The sequence below is a fragment of the bacterium genome (assembly GCA_041648665.1).
Classification (GTDB): domain Bacteria; phylum UBA10199; class UBA10199; order 2-02-FULL-44-16; family JAAZCA01; genus JAFGMW01.
The window spans coordinates 51,629-71,675 of the sequence record JBAZOP010000001.1; the positions used below are offsets into that span (position 1 = coordinate 51,629).

A 20,047-nucleotide genomic window follows, 5' to 3' on the forward strand; every position below is an offset into this window, starting at 1 on the left:
AGGCCTTTCATCGACTACTCGACGATAAATTTCTCTTTCCAGATACCATCTGTATCTTGTTTAAATAGTTCGCGATTATACCACTTATCCATTACGCTCCAGAATTCCTTCGACGACGTATTCGTGAAGCCGCAGAACCTGTCTACGATGCCCTGGTCGAGCTTCCTGTCATATTCCCTCACGTAGGGGATCATCTCCTCGCGCGTCTTAAGACCCGATCGAATCCAGCGAGATGCCATTTCAGTTGCAGATGCATGACCGTACTTGGGATATTTCAGGTACTGATTCAGCAGATAGCCGATCGAATCTATCTGATTGTATTGTTCAAGCGTTCCCTCCCTGGTGTATTCGTGACCCAGGTGTCTGAAACCCCACCGCTTCGCAACCTCGTAATTGTGATGGCTGTCCCACGGAACGTAATAACTCAGGTATATGGGCTCGAGTTCATGTCTCTTGCACTCCTCGTATGAGGGCTGCCGTGCCGACTCGAGGTCTTTTAGCGTTACCTGTCCGTCGGTAGTCCAGCGATCGAAATTAACGGGCTTAACAACATCATTTAAGGGCTGCATCATTGCCGACGGTGTCTCATCGTCGTATTTGCCGCCATACGTATAATTTACGTTCTCACCATAGACCAGAAGTCTCGTGCCGAGCTTCATCGCCATGCGGTATGGATAAGCATATATGAGCGCATCCGCATACCATGTCGGGGATCCCAGCTCGACAAAGGCCTTCTTTGCCATAACCTTTGCTACGCGGCGATTGGGACTCATCTGAATTATATCACACCCGAACACCTCCGATATATTCTCGACATTCTTTCTCCCCGTTTCAGTCCAGTCTGTATTGCCGACGGCCAAAAGGACTGGATTCATCTTCATCAACTCCTTCATGACGTATACTTGATAATGTGAATCTTTGCCTCCCGAGACTGCTATAGCGCAGTCATAATAATTTCCGTTACACCCACGGTACTTCTCACATAGAGTCTCCAACTCCTTCCTTCGCTGATTCCAATCTGTAGACTTCTGCTTCTCATAATTAATACACGCTGCGCAAACACCATCGACAAACGTTATTCCCGGACGCGTATCCGGCATCAGACATTTTTTACAATATTTCATATTGGCATCTCCTTATTTCCTTCATGATAGAAAGTCATATATTCCATTCATACGTCGCACTTTTTCGACAATAGCATATCGATCATCTCTAGCTCCCACTGGTCATCAATTTGCAAAGAACGCGATGCCGGCATTATATATGGATATGTTTTAGGAGGTGTTAATGTCCTGGCGGCGATCAAAACCTCTCGCCGGGTGAGATAAATTGCACCATTCTGAAAATAGACAGGAGGCATATCCTGACGGCGGATATTTGACGAGCCGGCTGCAGGGGAACGCTCAAGATAATCAACAAGTATTCCATCTGAATCAATGTTGCTCAACAGATAGGGATGATGATGAGTCTCACATACGCTCACGACGCCGTCTGCCTCATTTTTATACGCCAATTCAACGGCGCCATCAATATCCTGGGATGTCCTCATTGGTGATGTCGGCTGTAAAACCAATACATAATCAGGAACATAACTCTCATTCGTTTTAAGCCATTCCAAAGCATGGATAACTACCGACATATGATCCGATGTATCAGTTGCGAGTTCAGCTGGACGCACGAAAGGAACTTCCGCACCATATTTCAATGATATTTGGGCTATTTCTTCGTCATCGGTAGAAACCACAACTCTAAGTGATGCTCGCGATTGCAATGCGGCTTCAATTGACCATGCAATCAACGGCTTACCTCCGACATCCAAAACATTCTTACGCGGAATACCCTTCGATCCGCCACGTGCTGTTATCAAAGAAAGAATAGTTTTCATCGCAAATCATCTTCCATAAACTTTACCTATTTTTATTAAACCGCAAATACTCAATTGCTTGAATGTCAAGCAAGTGACATAATGACATTACCAATTAACCTGCGCTTAGACTTCAAATAATTGATGGATATCCTCTTTAATACATTTTCACGTGCCCGTGCCATAAATTCCGCTCTACAAAAGCCATTCAGATTAGTCGCAACGGCAATATAACCAATCTTAAAATGACCATTAATAATGCATGCAACCAATCCAGTTATCAGTTGGATATATCTGCTATCAGTAGAAGAGTAATTGGCATACCTTACAGGGAACAATAATGAATAGCGCAGTCCATTGTCCATGTAGACAACCTTCACGCATACGTCGGTAACTCTCCTATTGTTTGAAAGATCGCCATATAATTGTTGCTCCGTAACAACCTCATATTGCCCCCCCCCCAGATATACATTGAATTTCTTTCAAATTGTTTTGGCTTAATCGCCTTCCAACTAATAGTGGGTTGAGCAGGAAATTTATACGTTTTCCTACCCGAGGACAGGACCATTGACTCACCAACATTATTCGGATTAAAGATAGTAGCACATTTTTTAAGGCAGATCACAGACTCTTTAGCGCACTCAGCAGCAAGATAATACCACTCATTACCATCGTGAAAAGCAGATTGAATTTTCGTCTGCCATAGATTTCCGCTCGTTGGAGGAATCCCATTGATCAAAAAACCTTCATTTATATTTGGTAGAGATTTATTCATTTGAGTTCCTTATAAAGACATTGCACTGAGAATGTCATCAGCGACAGTGCTACTTACATTATCACCTATCTCGAAAAGTTCATTATGACGTTTTTGAAGCTTTAAAACGACATCTAACCTATTACTGAGAATCATGTCCACATGACATCTTAAATCAGCATAATCGTTTGCACCCAAAACCAAGCCCCAGTATCTGAAGCTCTTGACCGGATCGCCATTCTCGCCCTTAAGCTCATTTGAATAATCGTAATTGGGAATATCGCGAAAGTCGAACAGCTCAATGCTTGGAACTCCGATGACTGTCATATCAGCAATGAGACTCGAGGAACACAACGATATTGCACAAAGAGCACCTTGACCGATCTTGAAGGCATGGCCCTGCGAATAGACCCATTTTCTATCATAACAATCTTCTCCGAATACCTCCTCATACAACCCTTCCCTTTTCTCCTTCGGATGCAATTTGACCACAACTCTTCTCTTCAAATATTCAAATGCCAAACGCCTGATATCCTGCAGCGCCTTATATTTTCTATCTCTTGGATAATAAGTAGTGTTTGCCGGTCTCGAGATTACTAAAATATGTCCTCTAGCATTATCCCAATTATTATCGCTGCTGATAATATTATTGATCCATTGGGAATCATGTCTGGGGATACCTACAACCGGCATTTCTGATTCCGACAATGCATATCTAGCTCTATAATATGGCCTTTCCTTATAAGAATACAAATATGCCCGTCTGACTCCCTTCCTTTCCCCCGTACCCCTGAACAAAGATATTTTCTTTGCCTGAATGCTGATTCCGTGCTGAATCGAGAAGAGTGGTTTTTCAGACAACGCTTTCATAAGTTCATTATTAAATGCCTTATGTTCTTCATGAATATCCATGAGCACTGCATCAACGGATCTTAACAAATCCGACAGCCCACTCTCTGTTAGCCTACCCTTTGATTGTATGACTCTACCCCACTTCTTTCTGATACACACAATAAACCTTTTGACATACATATTCTTTAACCAATGTTCAAAAGCGTAAATACATTTCGTTATAAATCCCTCACCATTTGAATTTACAGCGTCCACCAATGATGGTGCCCTCAGCCATTCATCTGATATGGACCTGAATATAACTTCATCGAACAATGTATCCGCTATCTCTATGAGAATGTTCTTATCATCGATTTCATTTACAGAGCGTCTCTGAGAGATTATGCACATGAAACGAGTATCCGCTATTTTATTGCGGATCTCATGAACAACTGGAATCCAGCTGTCCAATATTCCAAGGCTCGGAGAGCAGATGAATGCGATCTTTGGCTGTTTATTCACTTTGATTTATGGCTAGCCTACTGTTACGAGGATTCTATGACAATGGAATCAGTTCTGAAACATCCATCCGTACTTAAATAGTCCCTTTCTCAATCCCCTTCTCATAAACCATTCACCCCATGAGTTCGCGATTCTTATACGACTTCTTAATGCCTCTTTATGAATATTATCGATATCTTCGATTGATCCTTCCCTGTCAGAACCAATTTGCCTGCCAATCCATTCGCTTACTACACCCGATTCCCTGGCATACAGTTCATAATGTTTTAGCAGGATGCATGGCATTACCATTGACCCGCTATTTCTCTCAAGTGCAGGAGACGCACCAGGCTTAAAATAGCATACACCGCCGCCAGGTATTACAGCACGCCTTTCCCCATTAAGGTAGGTTCCACCGTAAGTATTCCAATCGTAAAGAGCGCCAATAAATCCTTTTAACGCGGCATGCCCAACATCCAGTGCATCATTGCAGCAATCAAGTATATCAGTCCGCTCTGGTACTACGTTTATCTGAAAGGCTTTCCGGAGGCCTTTTATTTTTTTCACGAACGACGCTTTTGACTTAATCTCCATGCTGCACAACCGCTCCACTCTTTTCACAGATTTATTAAGTGAATTCAATATCGCAACACTCTTTTTCGCCGGAATATTACCCTGTAAAATATCAAAGACTCTATAAAGTCTCTCGGGGAGCCAATCAATAATGCGCGCAATTTCCAACTGAGCATATAATTGATCGTACGTTTCAAAATTTATTTCTTCGCCATAAAGCAGCCCGAGTTTTATATCATCCCATATCAGCACTGATTCAGCGTTCTTCCTTGGTATCAATATAATATTAGCATCATCTATAAGTTTGAGCGTATCCCTTCTAAGCAAAGACTTAATCGATTCTATTTCTGTCGGAATTCCTGTGGTGTCATCGATGACCAATATGATATCGATATCAGATGCTCCGGGGTCATCGCACGTTCCGTACTCGTAAATGGATCGAACACCCGTTAGCCCGCCATATGTCGCGATAATGTCTTCGCGAGCCCTGTCATAGTTCTCTCTTGTAACGTCAGGCTTCATAGGCTTTCTTATTATCAAGAGCGATAATCGACTCCCTTATCAGGGCAATAAATCGTTCCATGTAATCATCTCTCAATGTCTCACAAACCCAATCAGGAATTGTATTACCGGTATACCCCGGATATTCCCGCTCCTGCCACTCATTCCTTATCTCTGTCGCTTTTTCTACAAGTTCCCATGCGCACGATGAAAACAAGCATCTGGCCTTATCGAATGATTCGCTTTTACGCGTAGGCATCCCGATTCCACTCAGCACGAGCGCCGGTAATGTCATTGTATATCCTAGAAAGTAATGTAACTGATACATGTTATCACGTCTGTTTCTAAAAGGTATTTCAAGATATTTACCATTTCTCGAATGATGTTTAAAATAACCCGTCTTTATTGATTCTATTGCAAGATTCTCTCTATTATAAAGATCCCTTAGCAGTGCATCCGAATTGAATGGTCTCTTGTGAATATTGAATTCTTTTGCATTGCCAATCATATCAAGGCTTTCCATCAATACCTCAGTTGGCAAATATGTTGAGGGGTAGTCCAGCAGAGATGCATCTGTCACGACCATTAGCCCGTGATGTTGCAGCGGAGCCATTTTATCGATCATCTCTCTGATCTCATGACATCTGGCCCGCATATCAACCAAAGAATCTGGATCATTCATAGTGGAGGCTGACACTACCACAAAAGTATCCACGTCGCTCCAGCCTCTCCTATAATTACCATCCGCCATGCTGCCATGAAGCAGAAATAGATCCACATACTGACTCAGCTCGCCTTTAATATATAGCTGTATGGTATTTAGCTGACGTAGATAATCTGGATCATGTTTCCAGTAATTCTCGTCTATTTCCAAAGGTTTCGGAATTACACTAATATCCTTGTGCGGTCGGTCAACTCCCGCCATTTGATACACGCACGATAGATGCCTGGCGAATTCTCGCGGTCTATGTTCTCCCTCAAACGATAAGACCTCCGACTTAATATCTAAAAACCAATTAAGCTGATTCACTAAGGATTCAAGAAGCACCGATGCTTTATTAGTATTGAAATCAGAGTTCATTGCTTAATAAGCCCTTACATCAACTATCCGTTCACTTCCTCATCTTATAAGCAAATTCTCTAATATGTTCTTTGATTCCAACTAGCTCAATTGCTCTTATCAACGCCTTTTTTGCATACCATGCTATGTGATATATTGGCAATATCCTGTATATTAAGCGCAAAACCTCGGAAATCCTGATACATCTCATTGCGTCCGCATAATCACTATCGTAACTATTATTTCGCTTATCCGATTTCCTAAATATGCATCGCACGTCCTCAGTTCCGATCATTAATTCAAATCCATTATTTTCGACTAAGTTACATAGAGTCCTCATCGAAAAATAATAGGTATGCGCAATCTGAAAGCATCTCAAAAGATCTGCATCATAGAAACCTTTTAATACTTTTTTATATGATGGCACATGTATGAATATCAAACCATTCTCATTTAAAATGTCATGAGACTTACTCAAGTCCCTGTTCGGCTCAAGGAGATGTTCAAATGTATGGCTGTATATTATTATATCTGCTTTTAAAGAGTGATCATGCAGTTCAATACCGCCACACTCTAAATCGAGCCCATGTTGAACTCTTCCATAGTTCAAATATTCTGTGCCATAGTCATATCCCTTAATAGTACAACCTTTATTTTTAAAATATTTTAAAATACCGCCAGCGCCACATCCAATTTCAACAACATAACAACCATCATATTTATTTATTCCAGAATATCTCTCAATGTCCTTGAATATGCTTTTACCTCTTTGATATTGTTTATCAAAATAAGCACCTACTGATCTAGAATCAAATAGTCTATATTCGGTGTTATAGAATGACTCATATGATTCCTTTGTCATCCTTGGATTTAATTGAATCAAGCCGCACTCAGTGCATAAAACAACCCGACAAGGTATGCCTAAGCGGTCCTTTTCAGACAATGTCTGAAATGAAGTATTTCCGCATACCGGGCAAATAACCTTTTCATATTTATATGTACCGAGCGATAATTTATTTAGCACAGAATCTCTAGCGCTCAATTGAGCCTGATTAAGTTTCTTGGCAGCAACTCCGTCATTTATATACCAATTGCTAATCACAAATCCCCTTATGAACATATGTGCACATTATATTTGACTAGCGAACACGCCTTAACTTTTCGAGCTGCGCCATTTCCGCGTCATAGACAACCTTTTTACCGTCTCCCATCGCCTTTTCAACTACTCGTATATCGCGCACGAGACGTGACAGGCCTTGCGGCTCTACTGAAGCTGCGTGGTCGGTACCCCACATAGATCTACCTAAAGTAATATGCCTTTCTACCGAATTAGCGCCAAGTGCAACAGCGGCTATTGTAGTTGATAAGCCAACCTCGTGGCCTGAATAGCCCACTGGTCCTTCATATGAAGTACGCATCTTTTGAAGCACATTCAAATTGAGGTACTCCGCAGGACAAGGATATGCGCTTGTGCTATGCATTATTATAAGTCTACGCGAGTCAATTAAGGATTTTGCATGCTCTATCTGCTCCTCATTAGACATGCCCGTAGAGAGAACAATCGGTCTGCCTTTGCTATTGATGTGCTTAATGAGATTATCATCGGTCAATGAAGCTGATGCGACTTTGTAACAGACAGGTTGGTATTGTTCTATGAAATCGACCGCATCCTCATCCCATACTGAAGCAAACCAATCAATGCCAAGCCGTGCGCAATAATCTGATATCGCATCATATTCGGCTTTTCCGAATTCAAGTCTCCTTTTATATTCCAAATATGTCATCACGCCCCATGGAGTTTCCTTCTCTTTATGTGCCTGAGCCTTTGGTACGCAAAGCTCAGGAGTTCTCTTTTGAAATTTAACCGCATCGCATCCGGCGTTCTTGGCCGCATCAATCAGCTTCTTGCATGTCTCGATGTCCCCATTATGATTGATGCCTATTTCAGCGATAACATAGCATGGGTGCCCATCGCCGACCAACCTATCGCCTATCGGTACCGGATATCTCGCGTTATTCATCATGTCCTCCCAATTTGGTAGCTGCAACTGTGCGTATTAGCGCCGCAATCTCTCTGAACACGCCTTGGCCGCCTTTGCTTTCCAAAACCGCATCGGCAAATCGCAGGACTTCGTCTGCCGAATCCGATACGGCCAGTCCCCATCCAGCAGAGCGAATGCAATCCAGATCGTTCAAATCATTGCCGACATAGACCGCGTCATCTTTGGTCATGCCGTAATCCGCCAGAATGGCCTTGAACGTGTTCAGTTTGCTGTCGCATCCCGAATAGCACTTGACACCCAGTTTTTCACACCGCCTCTTCACAACGTCATTCTTCTCCGACGACAGGACTACGACCTCAACACCCAGGTTTCGTAATATTGATATATACATGCCGTCGGCCCTGCTGCATGCCACATGTTCCGTGCCGTCGCTGTCGACCAGGACCCTGTTATCCGTCATGACCCCATCAAAATCCGTCACTATTATCCTTGGCATGCGCGGCAGAGGAAGCCTCGATTTTCCTGCGCTCATTATCCACTCGCAAAGCCGCCAATCCTCTGCGGTATCCACTTCAAATGATGACCAGTAATCCATCTCGTATATCGCTATCTTCCCTCCCAGGCGATTCTTGTACCGCTTCAATATATCTGGCTTGAATATATATATAGATCCATTCTCACGCCATTGTGATGGGCAGTCCTGTCGCCGTTGCCTATTCCTGTAATCATAGTTAATTGATTCAGGGCCGTTCACACCGGTCTTCCATAGGTAATCTTTAGAGCTTGTGACGGAAAGAAGCGAGTCGGCCCCTTCATCTCTTACCCTTTTGATTGCACGATCTATGTCTCCCTCATTTCTCAGCGGCGACGTGCATTGCAGAAAGACAACAAGGTCGACGGCTACGCCCTGACCCTCTATATGCTCGAGTGCATGCTGCAGGACAGCTTCGGATGAAGTGTCGTCTGCCGCCAGACTCTCCGGCCTTACAATGACGCCCGATCCACATTTTTTTGCAACAGCGCTTATCTCAGAGTCTTCCGTCGACACATATATTTTATCGATCAGATTAGATCTTTTAGCATGCTCAATTGTGTAATAAATGAGCGGCTTCCCGCACATCAATCGAACATTTTTCCTTTTAACCTGTTTTGATCCGCCCCGGGCCGGGATGATACATATGATACTATCCGACATAGATTCTCCCCTTCTTTAAAGTAAATCTTTTTTACGTGGCTTCGACTTCCAGAGGAAGCCCCGTCGACGCGGCCTGTGCCATTGCACGAAACATTGCGCTGCTCGACATCAACTCGTCATACGTCCCCGAATTCACGATCCTGCCGCCTTCAAGATGATATATCTGATCACAATATCTTACAGTCGTGAGCCTGTGCGCGATGAGGATGATCGTCTTATCATGAGCGAGGTTGTCGATCGCCTGCATGACAGCCTTTTCGGTCATGCCGTCGAGCGCACTCGTGCCTTCGTCCATTATCAGAATATCAGGATCGTGATAAAGGGCGCGCGCAATGCCAATGCGCTGGCGCTGGCCACCGCTCAAACGGACACCACGCTCGCCTATGACGGTATTGAATCCCTTCTCCAGACCACGTACGAAATCCCGTATATTTGCGATCCGAGCTGCATTCTCAACCACCTCACAGCTGATCTCGTCCTGCGATATCCCAAATGCGATATTGCGTTCCACTGTATCATCCGCAAGGAATATGTGCTGCGGCACATAGCCAATTTTATTGCGCCACACCCTGATATGCTCCCGGTCAAGCTCTTTCCCGTCAACCATGACTGAACCGGATATTGGCTCAAGAAGGCCTAAGATAACATCTACAAGCGTTGTTTTCCCTGAACCGGTCGAGCCGACGAATGCAACCGTACTGTTTTTCGGTATAACAACCGATACATTTGATAGCGCCTTGGATTGAGCGCCCGGATATTTGAAGTCAACGCATCTCAACTCTATGCCATAATCGTATTTTATAACGAATTCTTTTTTGTCATCTTCATGCCCAAGTTCAAGGCTCCGAAAATCATTATAAAGGATATCTACGGCGGGCAGATAAAACCTGATCTGTGTAACCGAGCGAAAGACATACTGCATCGCCGGCATTATGCGATAACCAGCCATCGCATACAGGGCCATAAGCGGCAGGGCATTGGCCACACTTCCGCGCACGGCCATATAATAGAGAATGATAAACAAAAGACCGCCGAAGACGAGGGTCTCCAGCGCATAACGCGGCAGTTGCGATATCATCTGGAAATCAGCCTGTGTCGCAGCGTAAGAATTGGCAGCTATTGAAAACCTGTGAGTAAAATCCGCCTCACGGCCCAGTGCCATGATTTCCTTGATGCCGCCGAAGAGTTCGGATGTTACCTGATACCTCTGACGGTTCATCTTCACCCTGATCTGGCCAGACTTTGCAATCCGGTGTTTAACAGCCGCATATAGACCACTATATATTCCGCCAATGAATACGACCATGACAACTGCCAGCATGGGCTCCACGGCCACTAGAAGCGCCACCATAAAGAACGAGACGACGATCTTAGCGGACATTTCAATCGATGGGAATATTACACCGGAAACAACCTGTGACACTTCGGTTAGAATATTTTTGTTGAGATCGGCGCTGTTTCTGGAGACAAAAAAGAGATACGGTCGTCTGACATAGTCCGCAACCAGCCTCGATGACAACGAACAATCAAGCCTACGCGTAAAGCGCACGATCCCCCGCGTCGTCAGCGCAGTAAACACGTTACTGAAGATAAGAATAGTCAAAACCGACACACCGAGAAACATCAGAAATGTGTGAGCGGTTCCGAATGCGCCTAGCCTATATACCCATTGTAGCCAGCGGTTGGATTCGATAAGCTCCGGCGACGCAAGCACGGCCATAAATGGCATAATTGATGCGACACCGATTACTTCAATGAAGGCCATGACAAGGATGGCGCAGGAGATCCACAACATCCTTTGGCGATCTTTGGTCGTCAGCAGGGCACTAATTTTCTTAGCGGTTTTAAGCATGATTACCTGTACCACACAGTCCGGTTCACATAGTCCGTGTAGCTCATGATGATGCGCACCACTTTTTTCGAGACATTATCGACATCGTAATCGGCCACGAATCGGAACTGACGGCCCTCCCCGGCCTGCTGCGACCTCACGACCGAGATCGCCTGCACCACCTCGTCCGCATCCAGCCCGGACATGATCAAGGTACCCTCGTCCATGCCCTCTGGCCGCTCGTGTGCCTGACGGATCGTCACAGCAGGTATATTCAGGATGCACGACTCCTCGGATATGGTCCCACTGTCCGATACAACGCAGAAGGCGTGCTTCTGCATCTTGACATAATCGAAGAGGCCGAAGGGTTTCATGAACTTGATACGCTTATCGAAGTTATAATCCCCCAGCGCGTCGATCCGGCGCCTGGTGCGCGGATGCGTCGATACGATCACCGTACGTTCGTAGGTCGATGCGATCACATTGAGCGAACACATCAGGCGCTGAAAGTTCTCTTCGCTGTCGACGTTCTCCTCGCGATGAATGCTGACCAGGAGATACTCAGCCGGCTTCAGCTGCAATCTATCGAGGATGTTCGACGCATCAATCTGAGGCATGTAGTAAGTCAGGATCTCCTTCTGAGGAGACCCTGTCTTAATGATCGTATCAGGCTTAATTCCCTCGCGGAGGAGATATCGTCTCGCATGTTCCGTATATGGCATATTGATATCGCTGGTATGGTCAACAATCTTACGGTTGATCTCTTCCGGGACCCTCAGGTCAAAGCAACGATTCCCAGCCTCCATGTGAAATATGGGTATCTTTCGCCTCTTGGCTGATATCACAGACAGGCAGCTGTTCGTGTCTCCGAGTATAAGCAGCGCATCCGGCTTCTCCTCTGCCATGACGGCATCCGCTTTTGCAATGACCTTTCCTATCGTACCAGCAGCCGTATCTTCAGCCGCATTAAGAAAATGGTCCGGTTTTCTGACACCGAGCTCCTTAAAGAAGATCTCGTTCAATTCGTAGTCATAGTTCTGACCCGTGTGAACCGAGACGTGCTTCAGGTGCCTGTCCAGTTCGCTCGTCACCCGGCTCAGCTTGATGATTTCGGGCCGTGTGCCGACAATCGTCATAACTTTGAGAGTCATAAATTCTCCTATATTATTAGGTCCACCAACCCTGCCCCTGCTCATTAAGGAGGGGATTAGCGAAGAAGCTCTTCGGCCTCACCGACAAACTTATCTTCAATCAGAAGGCGGTGTTTCTTCAGCAGGGCCACCGTCCCCTCGGCATTGAGCACGTTATCCGCCGAGCTGAACTCCTTGGTGAAGACATTGGGTTCGTAGTCGTTATCAGGCCGCAGCTCCGGCAGCATCGGCTTGATGGCGAAGTAATCGCCCCGCTTGACGCAGTGATGGACCTCTTCATCCGAGACCATGATCTCGTGCATCTTCTCGTTGGGACGGATCCCGGTGACCTTGATCTGGATCTTGCGATCGCCGATCAGCGCCTTCGCGATATCGATCACCGTTGCGGACGGCGCATTGGGGACGTAGATCTCGCCCGCCTTCGCACCTTTCAACGCTGCATACACCGTATCGACAGCCTGATTGAGGCTCAGCAGGAACCGCGTCATCTCCGGAACGGTCACCGTGACCGGACCGCCGTTCTTGATCTGGTAATGGAAGAGTGGCACCACTGAACCGCGGGAGGCCATGACGTTCCCGTAGCGGACGCCGATAAAACGCGTTTTCGGATTCAGGACATTCGCTGAGACGATGATCCGCTCCTGAATGGACTTGGTCATGCCCATCGCGGTCACCGGCTTGCAGGCCTTGTCCGTGCTGACGGCCACGACCGTTTCCACCGGGAAATTATTTTCCTCAATCGCCCTGACGATGTTCGCAGCACCGGCGCAATTGGTCATCACCGCCTGCACCGGAAAATATTCGCAGGTCGGAACCTGCTTCAGGGCCGCGGCATTGACCACGATATCCGCATCCCTCACCGCGGTGCACACATCGGTATAGTTGCGGACGTCGCCGATGCGGAATTCCAGCTTGTTCTTGAAGTTGCTGTAAATGACCTCGTCCGTCGCCACACTGGTATGCAGGTAGGACATGCGCATATCGTGCTGTTTCGCCTCGTCGCGCGACAGAACGATCAGCTTTTTCGGCGTCCCCATCTCCCCTGAGAGCACCCGTCGAACAAACGTCTTCCCGAATGATCCCGTGCCTCCTGTAACCAGCACAACCTTATCCTGAAAAATCATGCAATCCTCCTTATCGTTAACGACCTAAGAGAGGGATGACGCCCTGTATCCCTCAAACATTTGATCGATCATCTCCGGCCATGAAGGCGGCTTATAGCCCGTGGCTTTTCTGAACCGGCTCGAATCAAGAGATCTGTCCAGCTTTAAATCCTCATATCGCTCGATCTCTATATGCTTTTCGTATCGTTTCGCTATCAGTTTCAGCAAATCATATTTTGATATGGGCGATGCCGAAACATGATAAACGCCCTGAAGTGTATCATCCTTAAGAACATAATCACCGATGACCCGCACAAGCTCGGGCGCTGTAATGCCACTGTAGATTACATTCGCAAAGCCCTTTATACGACCTTCCTGCGCGAGAAACCATTCAAGAAGACCATATCGCCCCTTGAGTTCATGGCCAATAACAGATTTTCTCAGAGTGATGCAGTTTGAATAGTCTACTTCGCCAAGATACTTGGTCCGGCCATAGAGGTCATCCGCATCCGAGGACGCACTCTCGTTGTAATTCCCTCCCTTGCCGCTGAAAACGCAATCCGTGCTTAGATGAATCATCCTTGCACCCACATTATTGCAGATCTTTGCTATATGGTGCGGAAGGAGGGCATTTATCGTCAGCGCTGGAATCGAATCATTCGCCGTCAATATCTGTTTGATGATGCCTATGCAGTTGATGACAACATCCGGCCGAATTTCCTTAACAGCACTTATTACAGTGTCCATCCTGTATGCATCAACGCTACTTCGAATTTTTCCAACAATCTGCGGAGCAAACCATTTCTTTAGTCCCTCAGATGCACGCGCAGTCCCATAGACATCGAGATCGCCGCGCACAAAAAGCTGCTTCATCAATGTATGACCGAGGGCCCCTGTGCATCCCATTATGAGTACGCGCTTCCGCATCATCACTCCGTTTCCCCTACATCTGCTATCCGTCTCGATGTATCAATGGATGCACATCGATCGTGCAACTGAGCCGCTCCCTTGGAAGGCTCGACGTGGCCCATGATCTCTTCAAGCCGTTCTATAAGCAGATGTGGGTTGAAATGTCGCTCGCAATATGCCCTGCCGTTGATGCCCATCGCTTGCCGCTCAGCGGGATCCATCCTATAGAACTCAAGAACGCAGTTTGCAAGAACCTCCGGCTGTTCAGCTGGACAGGTCAGGCCAGCTTGAGCTGCATTGACAATGCGAGCACCCTCGCCATCGATCCCGGCAAGCACAGGCTTCCCACAGGCCAGATAGGCCTGGATCTTCGCCGGAATCGTCAATGCAAAGATAGGATCCTTTCGCAGAGTTACCAGCATGACATCAGCCAATGCAAAATATCGCGGCATCACACTGGGCTGCCGACGCCCAAGCAAGTGTACGGTCTCTTCAAGCACCCTTCTTTGGACTTCTGCTTTGACCCATGCGAATTGACGACCGTCGCCGACAATAACCCAGTGGATGCCCCTATGGCCCTTGAGCAGTTCGGCCGCGGCGAGAATCGTCTCAAAATCCTGAGCTGCGCCGATATTGCCCGCAAACATCACGCAAAATCCTTTCGGAAATTCCATTCGTTCAGGGGCTTCTGCATCCAGCACCGTCGGCACATAGAGGGCCTCAGCATTGTTCGGGTAGTATTCAATCTTGCGCGGATCAGCACCGAGACGCTCTATCGGCGCCCGGAAGGCCTCGGACTGCACGAGGATGCGATCACAGCGACTGTAGATGAACCGCACTAGACGGCTCACAAGGTTCAGGATGAAGGCGGAGTTGATGGCGCCGGTTGCAGAAATACTTTCCGGCCACAGGTCCTGCACCCAGAATATGACGGGGATCTTCCGCAACCATTTGAGCAGAAGTGCCGGCAGGCAGACGGTGACCGGCGACGGTTCATAGACAAATATGACGTCGTAGCGGTCACGGCATAGCCAGGGACCAAGAAGACAGGCAGACACCACAAACGAAAGGTAGTTGAGGACCAGGCGGATTGTCCGCCCCCTGCCACGTGTGATCAGCGGCACCCGATGGATCTTGATATTACGATAGATCTGTTCTTTTTGACCAAAACGTCCATACCCTTCAAACCGTCTACCGCTAGGATAGTTCGGCACTCCCGTCAGCACCTCGACCTCATGACCCCGCTCTTTCAATGAGGCTGCCAGCTCACTGATGCAGAACGTCTCGGGCCAGAAATACTGTGAGACGATCAGAATTTTCACCAGACATCACTCACGCGCAACTCGGTTGAGGCGGTGCTGAAAATCGCACCGTTGAACTCGCCGCAACCGCCAGCAGCGCTAAAAAGATGGGAAACACCTTGATATTCAAAAAAACAGAATTGCTGACAGCCAGAAACAGATAGGCTGCAAGCACCCCCGTAAAAGCCGCTTGAATGACGGGGTCATCGATGCGACGCACAACGACCTTATAGAGCACAAAATAAAACATGTAGAAGGCAACGAGGCCCGTGAAGCCATACCACAACAACATATATCCAACTTCATTATCGACCATTGCCGATTGCGCAGGCCCCTCACCCACAGCGAACTGCCAAACTTCGAGGTCAGACAAGGCCTCGAACGTCAGCCGGGATTTGACACTCATAGAGCCCTCGCCAGAGCGCTCCCCGTCGAATTTTGAAGTGTAGCGAGTCAGTCCGCCGGAAAAAATGAGGACCAGCATCGACATCAGGACTATGATCGCAGCGACACCTAGGACAACATGTTTGATCTTCAGATGTAATTGCTTACGCGCTGCCGACAGCCCCACAAGGGCGGCCGCCAGGGACGCAATAAGCGCCGCCCTGGACTGCGTCATGAAGACCCCTAAAAACAGGAAAATCGTGACGATGATGGCCCAAGCCCTTCTCGCAACGGAACATCCGCTGACCATCAGTATTTCGATCGTCCTCATCATCACGATCAGAACAGGGGCAACAAGAAAGGCTCCTAGAACATTGGGGTTCCCAAAGATAGACCCCGACCTGAAGTGCCCCATTTCCATGGAACCTTCCGATGTCAACGACAGAAACTTTTCATATGCCTGTTCTCCGTCTCCATACACAAGCTCGAGGGCTTCATTGACCCCCTCCACCTGAAAGTATTGGAGCAGCTGGATCACAATAATGATTCCGCAACACGCTGTGACGGTAACAATGACCGCCCTCCAGAGGTTGGTGTCCAGATTGCTGAAGACGTAGACGACCAGAACATATTTGATCAGCCTCACGTATTCCTTCAACAATTCCGTCGAGGCCGAGAGGCCGAATGTTCCTGTCGTGACATGCCCTGAGTCGAAGAAAGTATTGAGCAGGTACGCCATAAAGCTTGCACACATGAGGAAAGCTACAAAGACTGCAACAATGAGGAACACCTTTGAGGACAAGACGATCCGTCCGCTGAAGATATTTCTGAACAGAATCAGTCCTGCCATCACCACCAGCACCACATCATCGGGTCTGACCGTGATGGGCAAAACCCCTCGCATGTCCCATGAAAGACAAGCTAAAACGCACCACAGAATCGCCAGCGCTGACAGAATCGCTGTCATAGTCTTGTCACAATCGCCAATAGTTCAAACCGCATTCATCGGCCTGAGTTCTATCATAAAGCCCCTTCACATCCGCTATCACAGCCGACCTGCCGGCCAGTTTTTTAATGCCTTCTATCCCCAGCTCCCGGAACTGCCGGTGCTTCACCGCCACCACCACCCCGTCATACGGCGCGCTATCGGCAGGGTTGGCAAGCATCTTGATGCCGTATTCCTCGTGCACCTCACGGTGATCCGCATGGGGGTCGTAAACGTGGACCTCGCAGCCAAAATCGCGGAGTTCGCTGATGATGTCGACGACCCGCGTGTTGCGGATGTCCGGTATATCCTCTTTGAATGTGAGTCCCATGACGAGGACCTTCGAACCCTTGATCGTCTTGCCGCCGGCTATCATGTGCTTCACCGTCTGCTCGGCAACATGCTTGCCCATGGAGTCGTTGATCCGTCGGCCGGCGAGTATCACCTGCGGATGGTAGCCAATCTGCTCGGCGCGGAACGTGAGATAATAGGGATCGACGCCGATGCAGTGTCCGCCGACGAGCCCAGGCTCGAAGGGCAGAAAGTTCCACTTGGTGCCGGCGGCATCGAGGACCTCGCGCGTATCGATGCCCATTTTGCTGAAGAGGACCGAGAGCTCGTTCATGAGCGCAAGGTTCAGGTCGCGCTGGGTGTTCTCGATCACCTTTGCCGCCTCGGCGACCTTTATCGAGCCCGCCCGGTGGACGCCGGCGGTGACGACGCTCCCGTAAACCTGAGCGATAATCTCCAGCGATTCGGCGTCCTGGCCCGACACGACCTTCTTGATCTTCGTGAATGTGTGTTCCTTGTCGCCCGGATTGATGCGCTCGGGCGAATAGCCGACTTTGAAATCGACGCCTCCCTTTAGGCCTGATTCCTTCTCCAGGATCGGAACGCAGATGTCTTCGGTGACGCCCGGATACACCGTGGATTCATAGACGACGATCGCTCCCTTTGCGAGGTTGCGGCCAACGGTCTCGCTGGCTTTGATTACAGGCGTGAGATCCGGGCGCTTGGCATCATCGATAGGCGTGGGGACAGCGACGATTATGAAATCGCAGCTCTTGAGCGCCTTCGGATCCACAGTTAAGTCGATCTTAGCTGCGCGCAGATCTTCCGGAAGAACCTCTCCTGTTGAATCGCGACCTGACTGGAGCTCCGCAATGCGGCGCTCATTGACGTCAAAACCGACAACCGCATCGCGCTTGCCGAAGGCTACTGCAACGGGGAGACCGACGTAACCGAGACCGACCACTGCGATTTTACGTTTAATCATTCCCGCACCTCCCCATAGTAGCCTCGATACCACTCCACGAACCTTTTGATGCCCTCTTTGATCGGGGTCCTGGGAGCGAAGTCTACGTCGCGCATCAAATCGTCCACATCCGCATATGTCGCCGGAACGTCGCCGGGCTGCATGGGGAGCATGTTGAGCTTCGCCTTTTTGCCCAGACAATCCTCGAGAACACGGATGAATTCGAGGAGCTCGACCGGAGAATGGTTGCCGATATTGTAAATCTTGTAGGAAGCGGAGGGACTTGATCCGGGATCAAGGTCCCGGGAAAGCCCCCCCTCACCCCGTCCCTCTCCCACAAGGGGAGAGGGAATACGGTTGGAGACGCGGAGAACGCCTTCCACGATATCGTCGATGTAGGTGAAGTCACGGCGCATCTTGCCTTCGTTATACACATCGATCGGGTGGCCTTCGAGAATCGCCTTGGTGAACTTGAAGAGCGCCATATCCGGTCGGCCGAACGGACCGTAGACCGTGAAAAAGCGGAGCCCCGTGCACGGGATGCCGTAGAGGTGGCTGTAAGCATGGGCCATCAGCTCATCGGCCTTCTTCGTGGCGGCGTAGAGCGAGATCGGATGGTCGACGTTGTCGGATGTGGAGAACGGGAGTTTTGTATTGAGACCGTATACTGAGGAAGAGGAAGCGAAGACCAGGTGACGGGAACCGGGGCTCGGCCATTGGCGACGGCAGGCCTCGAGGATATTGAGAAATCCTACGATATTGGACTGCGCGTAGACATGCGGATTCGTGAGAGAATAGCGAACACCTGCCTGTGCGGCCATGTGGATCACGCGATCGAACGGGTTCTCGGCAAAAAGCTGCTCCACTGCCGCGCGGTCGGCGATATCCATCCTTATAAAGCGGAAGTTCTTGAGCCTGCTCAGCTCGCCCAGGCGCGACTCCTTGAGCGTGACATCGTAGTAGTCGCTCATGTTGTCGATGCCGAGGACGTCGTCGCCGCGTTCTGCGAATCTCTTCGCCAGATGGAAGCCGATGAAGCCGGCGGCTCCTGTGACCAGAATTTTCGTTTTATCTTTTTGCATAGAATTCCTTCAATGCGCTCACGTCGCCGGATGAGCTCTTCGGTTTTTCGTTCGCCTTCTTCTGCGCCTTGGGCTTTTCGCGGTGATTATGGCCGTTTGAAAACTCGTGAATGAGCTCCACGACCCTGTGGCCGTTTGCCTTGAAGGGTTTGGGCTCGGTGTTTAAAACCGCGAGCTTCGCGCTCTTGATCAGATCCTTTGGAATGATGCCGCGGTGGAGCATGCCCGCATCCTCCTCGTCGAAGAAGAGCGCGATCACCTCCGCGAGTTCGCCGTCGCCGTGAAGGAAGTACTCCGTATACCCTTCCTTCCTCAGTCCCTCGACGATCTCGTGGAGCCTGTTCTTGATCGCTCTGTAGCGACGCACGGTGTCGATGACATAGCGGTAGGACTTCATGGCCGCGTGAGCGAAACCTTGCGGAGTAAGCAGGTACTCTACGCTGCGGCGATCGAGATGCGAGGTCTTGATGTAGCCTGTGCTTATGAGCTTGCGCAGGACCGCGTTGATGAGCCCCACGGAGAAGCCGGTGCGGCGCGCGAGCTCGCGCTGGGAGATCGCCTCAGTGGTGTCTTGGAGGGATTCGAGGACCGCGAGTTCGCTGGTTGTGAGTTCCTGGGGACTTGAAGACATGGACTTGTGACAGGTTTTACAGGCTACCGCCGGGGCGCGTGCCTCCCCCGGAGGGCACCATGTGGATAACTTCTGGCTGGTACAGCGGTCGTTGTTTCACAGCCCACTGTTATGTCTTTCTGCGAAGAACGTT

18 protein-coding genes are annotated in these 20,047 nt (G+C 48.7%); all 18 read right to left on the reverse strand.

Features of this window, described 5'->3' with window-relative positions; genetic code table 11:
• Positions 1-14: 14 nt before the first annotated feature.
• The 18 genes from WC683_00265 to WC683_00350 all read right to left on the reverse strand — a co-directional run bounded on the left by WC683_00265 (position 15) and on the right by WC683_00350 (position 19,914).
• Positions 15-1,124: an N-acetyl sugar amidotransferase gene (locus tag WC683_00265; GenBank protein ID MFA4971013.1), complete on the reverse strand. Its 1,110-nt coding sequence runs from the start codon at positions 1,122-1,124 to the stop codon at positions 15-17.
• A 47-nt stretch (positions 1,125-1,171) separates the two neighbouring features.
• Positions 1,172-1,885, reverse strand: coding sequence for an acylneuraminate cytidylyltransferase family protein (locus tag WC683_00270; GenBank protein MFA4971014.1), 714 nt, complete (start codon positions 1,883-1,885; stop codon positions 1,172-1,174).
• 355 nt (positions 1,886-2,240) lie between these two features.
• Positions 2,241-2,639 carry a hypothetical protein gene (locus WC683_00275; protein MFA4971015.1) on the reverse strand — a complete coding sequence of 133 codons (399 nt, stop codon included), beginning with the start codon at positions 2,637-2,639 and terminating at the stop codon, positions 2,241-2,243.
• Positions 2,640-2,648: 9 nt separating this feature from the next.
• Positions 2,649-3,971, reverse strand: a complete 1,323-nt coding sequence (locus WC683_00280; protein ID MFA4971016.1) for a hypothetical protein — start codon at positions 3,969-3,971, stop codon at positions 2,649-2,651.
• A gap of 48 nt (positions 3,972-4,019) precedes the next feature.
• Positions 4,020-5,045 carry a hypothetical protein gene (locus tag WC683_00285; protein MFA4971017.1) on the reverse strand — a complete coding sequence of 342 codons (1,026 nt, stop codon included), beginning with the start codon at positions 5,043-5,045 and terminating at the stop codon, positions 4,020-4,022.
• Positions 5,035-5,949: a nucleotidyltransferase domain-containing protein gene (locus tag WC683_00290; GenBank protein MFA4971018.1), complete on the reverse strand. Its 915-nt coding sequence runs from the start codon at positions 5,947-5,949 to the stop codon at positions 5,035-5,037. Before WC683_00290 ends, WC683_00285 begins: the two co-directional genes overlap by 11 nt.
• A gap of 187 nt (positions 5,950-6,136) precedes the next feature.
• Positions 6,137-7,186 (reverse strand): class I SAM-dependent methyltransferase, encoded by a 1,050-nt coding sequence (locus WC683_00295; GenBank protein ID MFA4971019.1) that lies wholly within the window; start codon positions 7,184-7,186, stop codon positions 6,137-6,139.
• 37 nt (positions 7,187-7,223) lie between these two features.
• The gene (locus WC683_00300) at positions 7,224-8,105 is read right to left on the reverse strand and encodes an N-acetylneuraminate synthase family protein (protein ID MFA4971020.1); all 882 of its coding nucleotides are present in this window, start codon (positions 8,103-8,105) and stop codon (positions 7,224-7,226) included.
• Positions 8,098-9,282 carry an acylneuraminate cytidylyltransferase gene (locus WC683_00305; protein ID MFA4971021.1) on the reverse strand — a complete coding sequence of 395 codons (1,185 nt, stop codon included), beginning with the start codon at positions 9,280-9,282 and terminating at the stop codon, positions 8,098-8,100. Before WC683_00305 ends, WC683_00300 begins: the two co-directional genes overlap by 8 nt.
• A 31-nt stretch (positions 9,283-9,313) precedes the next feature.
• Positions 9,314-11,149 (reverse strand): ABC transporter ATP-binding protein, encoded by a 1,836-nt coding sequence (locus WC683_00310; protein ID MFA4971022.1) that lies wholly within the window; start codon positions 11,147-11,149, stop codon positions 9,314-9,316.
• On the reverse strand, positions 11,137-12,264 hold the full coding sequence (gene wecB / locus WC683_00315; protein ID MFA4971023.1) for a UDP-N-acetylglucosamine 2-epimerase (non-hydrolyzing): 1,128 nt from the start codon (positions 12,262-12,264) through the stop codon (positions 11,137-11,139). Before wecB ends, WC683_00310 begins: the two co-directional genes overlap by 13 nt.
• Before the next feature lie 56 nt (positions 12,265-12,320).
• Entirely contained in the window at positions 12,321-13,388 is a 1,068-nt protein-coding gene (locus WC683_00320) for a polysaccharide biosynthesis protein (GenBank protein ID MFA4971024.1), read from the reverse strand.
• Between the two features lie 24 nt (positions 13,389-13,412).
• Entirely contained in the window at positions 13,413-14,297 is an 885-nt protein-coding gene (locus WC683_00325; GenBank protein MFA4971025.1) for an SDR family oxidoreductase, read from the reverse strand.
• Positions 14,297-15,598, reverse strand: a complete 1,302-nt coding sequence (locus WC683_00330; protein ID MFA4971026.1) for a glycosyltransferase family 4 protein — start codon at positions 15,596-15,598, stop codon at positions 14,297-14,299. Before WC683_00330 ends, WC683_00325 begins: the two co-directional genes overlap by 1 nt.
• Positions 15,599-15,608: 10 nt before the next feature.
• The gene (locus WC683_00335; protein MFA4971027.1) at positions 15,609-16,928 is read right to left on the reverse strand and encodes a hypothetical protein; all 1,320 of its coding nucleotides are present in this window, start codon (positions 16,926-16,928) and stop codon (positions 15,609-15,611) included.
• A gap of 7 nt (positions 16,929-16,935) precedes the next feature.
• Positions 16,936-18,222, reverse strand: a complete 1,287-nt coding sequence (locus WC683_00340; protein MFA4971028.1) for a nucleotide sugar dehydrogenase — start codon at positions 18,220-18,222, stop codon at positions 16,936-16,938.
• Positions 18,219-19,283, reverse strand: coding sequence for an NAD-dependent epimerase (locus tag WC683_00345; protein ID MFA4971029.1), 1,065 nt, complete (start codon positions 19,281-19,283; stop codon positions 18,219-18,221). Before WC683_00345 ends, WC683_00340 begins: the two co-directional genes overlap by 4 nt.
• Positions 19,270-19,914, reverse strand: coding sequence for a winged helix-turn-helix transcriptional regulator (locus WC683_00350; GenBank protein MFA4971030.1), 645 nt, complete (start codon positions 19,912-19,914; stop codon positions 19,270-19,272). Before WC683_00350 ends, WC683_00345 begins: the two co-directional genes overlap by 14 nt.
• Between the last annotated feature and the right edge of the window lie 133 nt (positions 19,915-20,047).

What these genes read in the sequence shown, in the direction of transcription:
- WC683_00325 (MFA4971025.1), bottom strand. Translation starts at nt 14,297, where the DNA reads ATGATGCGGAAGCGCGTACTCATAATGGGATGCACAGGGGCCCTCGGT.
- wecB (MFA4971023.1), bottom strand. Translation starts at nt 12,264, where the DNA reads ATGACTCTCAAAGTTATGACGATTGTCGGCACACGGCCCGAAATCATC.
- WC683_00290 (MFA4971018.1), bottom strand. Translation starts at nt 5,949, where the DNA reads ATGGCGGGAGTTGACCGACCGCACAAGGATATTAGTGTAATTCCGAAA.
- WC683_00285 (MFA4971017.1), bottom strand. Translation starts at nt 5,045, where the DNA reads ATGAAGCCTGACGTTACAAGAGAGAACTATGACAGGGCTCGCGAAGAC.
- WC683_00340 (MFA4971028.1), bottom strand. Translation starts at nt 18,222, where the DNA reads ATGATTAAACGTAAAATCGCAGTGGTCGGTCTCGGTTACGTCGGTCTC.
- WC683_00300 (MFA4971020.1), bottom strand. Translation starts at nt 8,105, where the DNA reads ATGAATAACGCGAGATATCCGGTACCGATAGGCGATAGGTTGGTCGGC.
- WC683_00275 (MFA4971015.1), bottom strand. Translation starts at nt 2,639, where the DNA reads ATGAATAAATCTCTACCAAATATAAATGAAGGTTTTTTGATCAATGGG.
- WC683_00305 (MFA4971021.1), bottom strand. Translation starts at nt 9,282, where the DNA reads ATGTCGGATAGTATCATATGTATCATCCCGGCCCGGGGCGGATCAAAA.
- WC683_00270 (MFA4971014.1), bottom strand. Translation starts at nt 1,885, where the DNA reads ATGAAAACTATTCTTTCTTTGATAACAGCACGTGGCGGATCGAAGGGT.
- WC683_00265 (MFA4971013.1), bottom strand. Translation starts at nt 1,124, where the DNA reads ATGAAATATTGTAAAAAATGTCTGATGCCGGATACGCGTCCGGGAATA.
- WC683_00345 (MFA4971029.1), bottom strand. Translation starts at nt 19,283, where the DNA reads ATGCAAAAAGATAAAACGAAAATTCTGGTCACAGGAGCCGCCGGCTTC.
- WC683_00350 (MFA4971030.1), bottom strand. Translation starts at nt 19,914, where the DNA reads ATGTCTTCAAGTCCCCAGGAACTCACAACCAGCGAACTCGCGGTCCTC.
- WC683_00335 (MFA4971027.1), bottom strand. Translation starts at nt 16,928, where the DNA reads ATGACAGCGATTCTGTCAGCGCTGGCGATTCTGTGGTGCGTTTTAGCT.
- WC683_00320 (MFA4971024.1), bottom strand. Translation starts at nt 13,388, where the DNA reads ATGATTTTTCAGGATAAGGTTGTGCTGGTTACAGGAGGCACGGGATCA.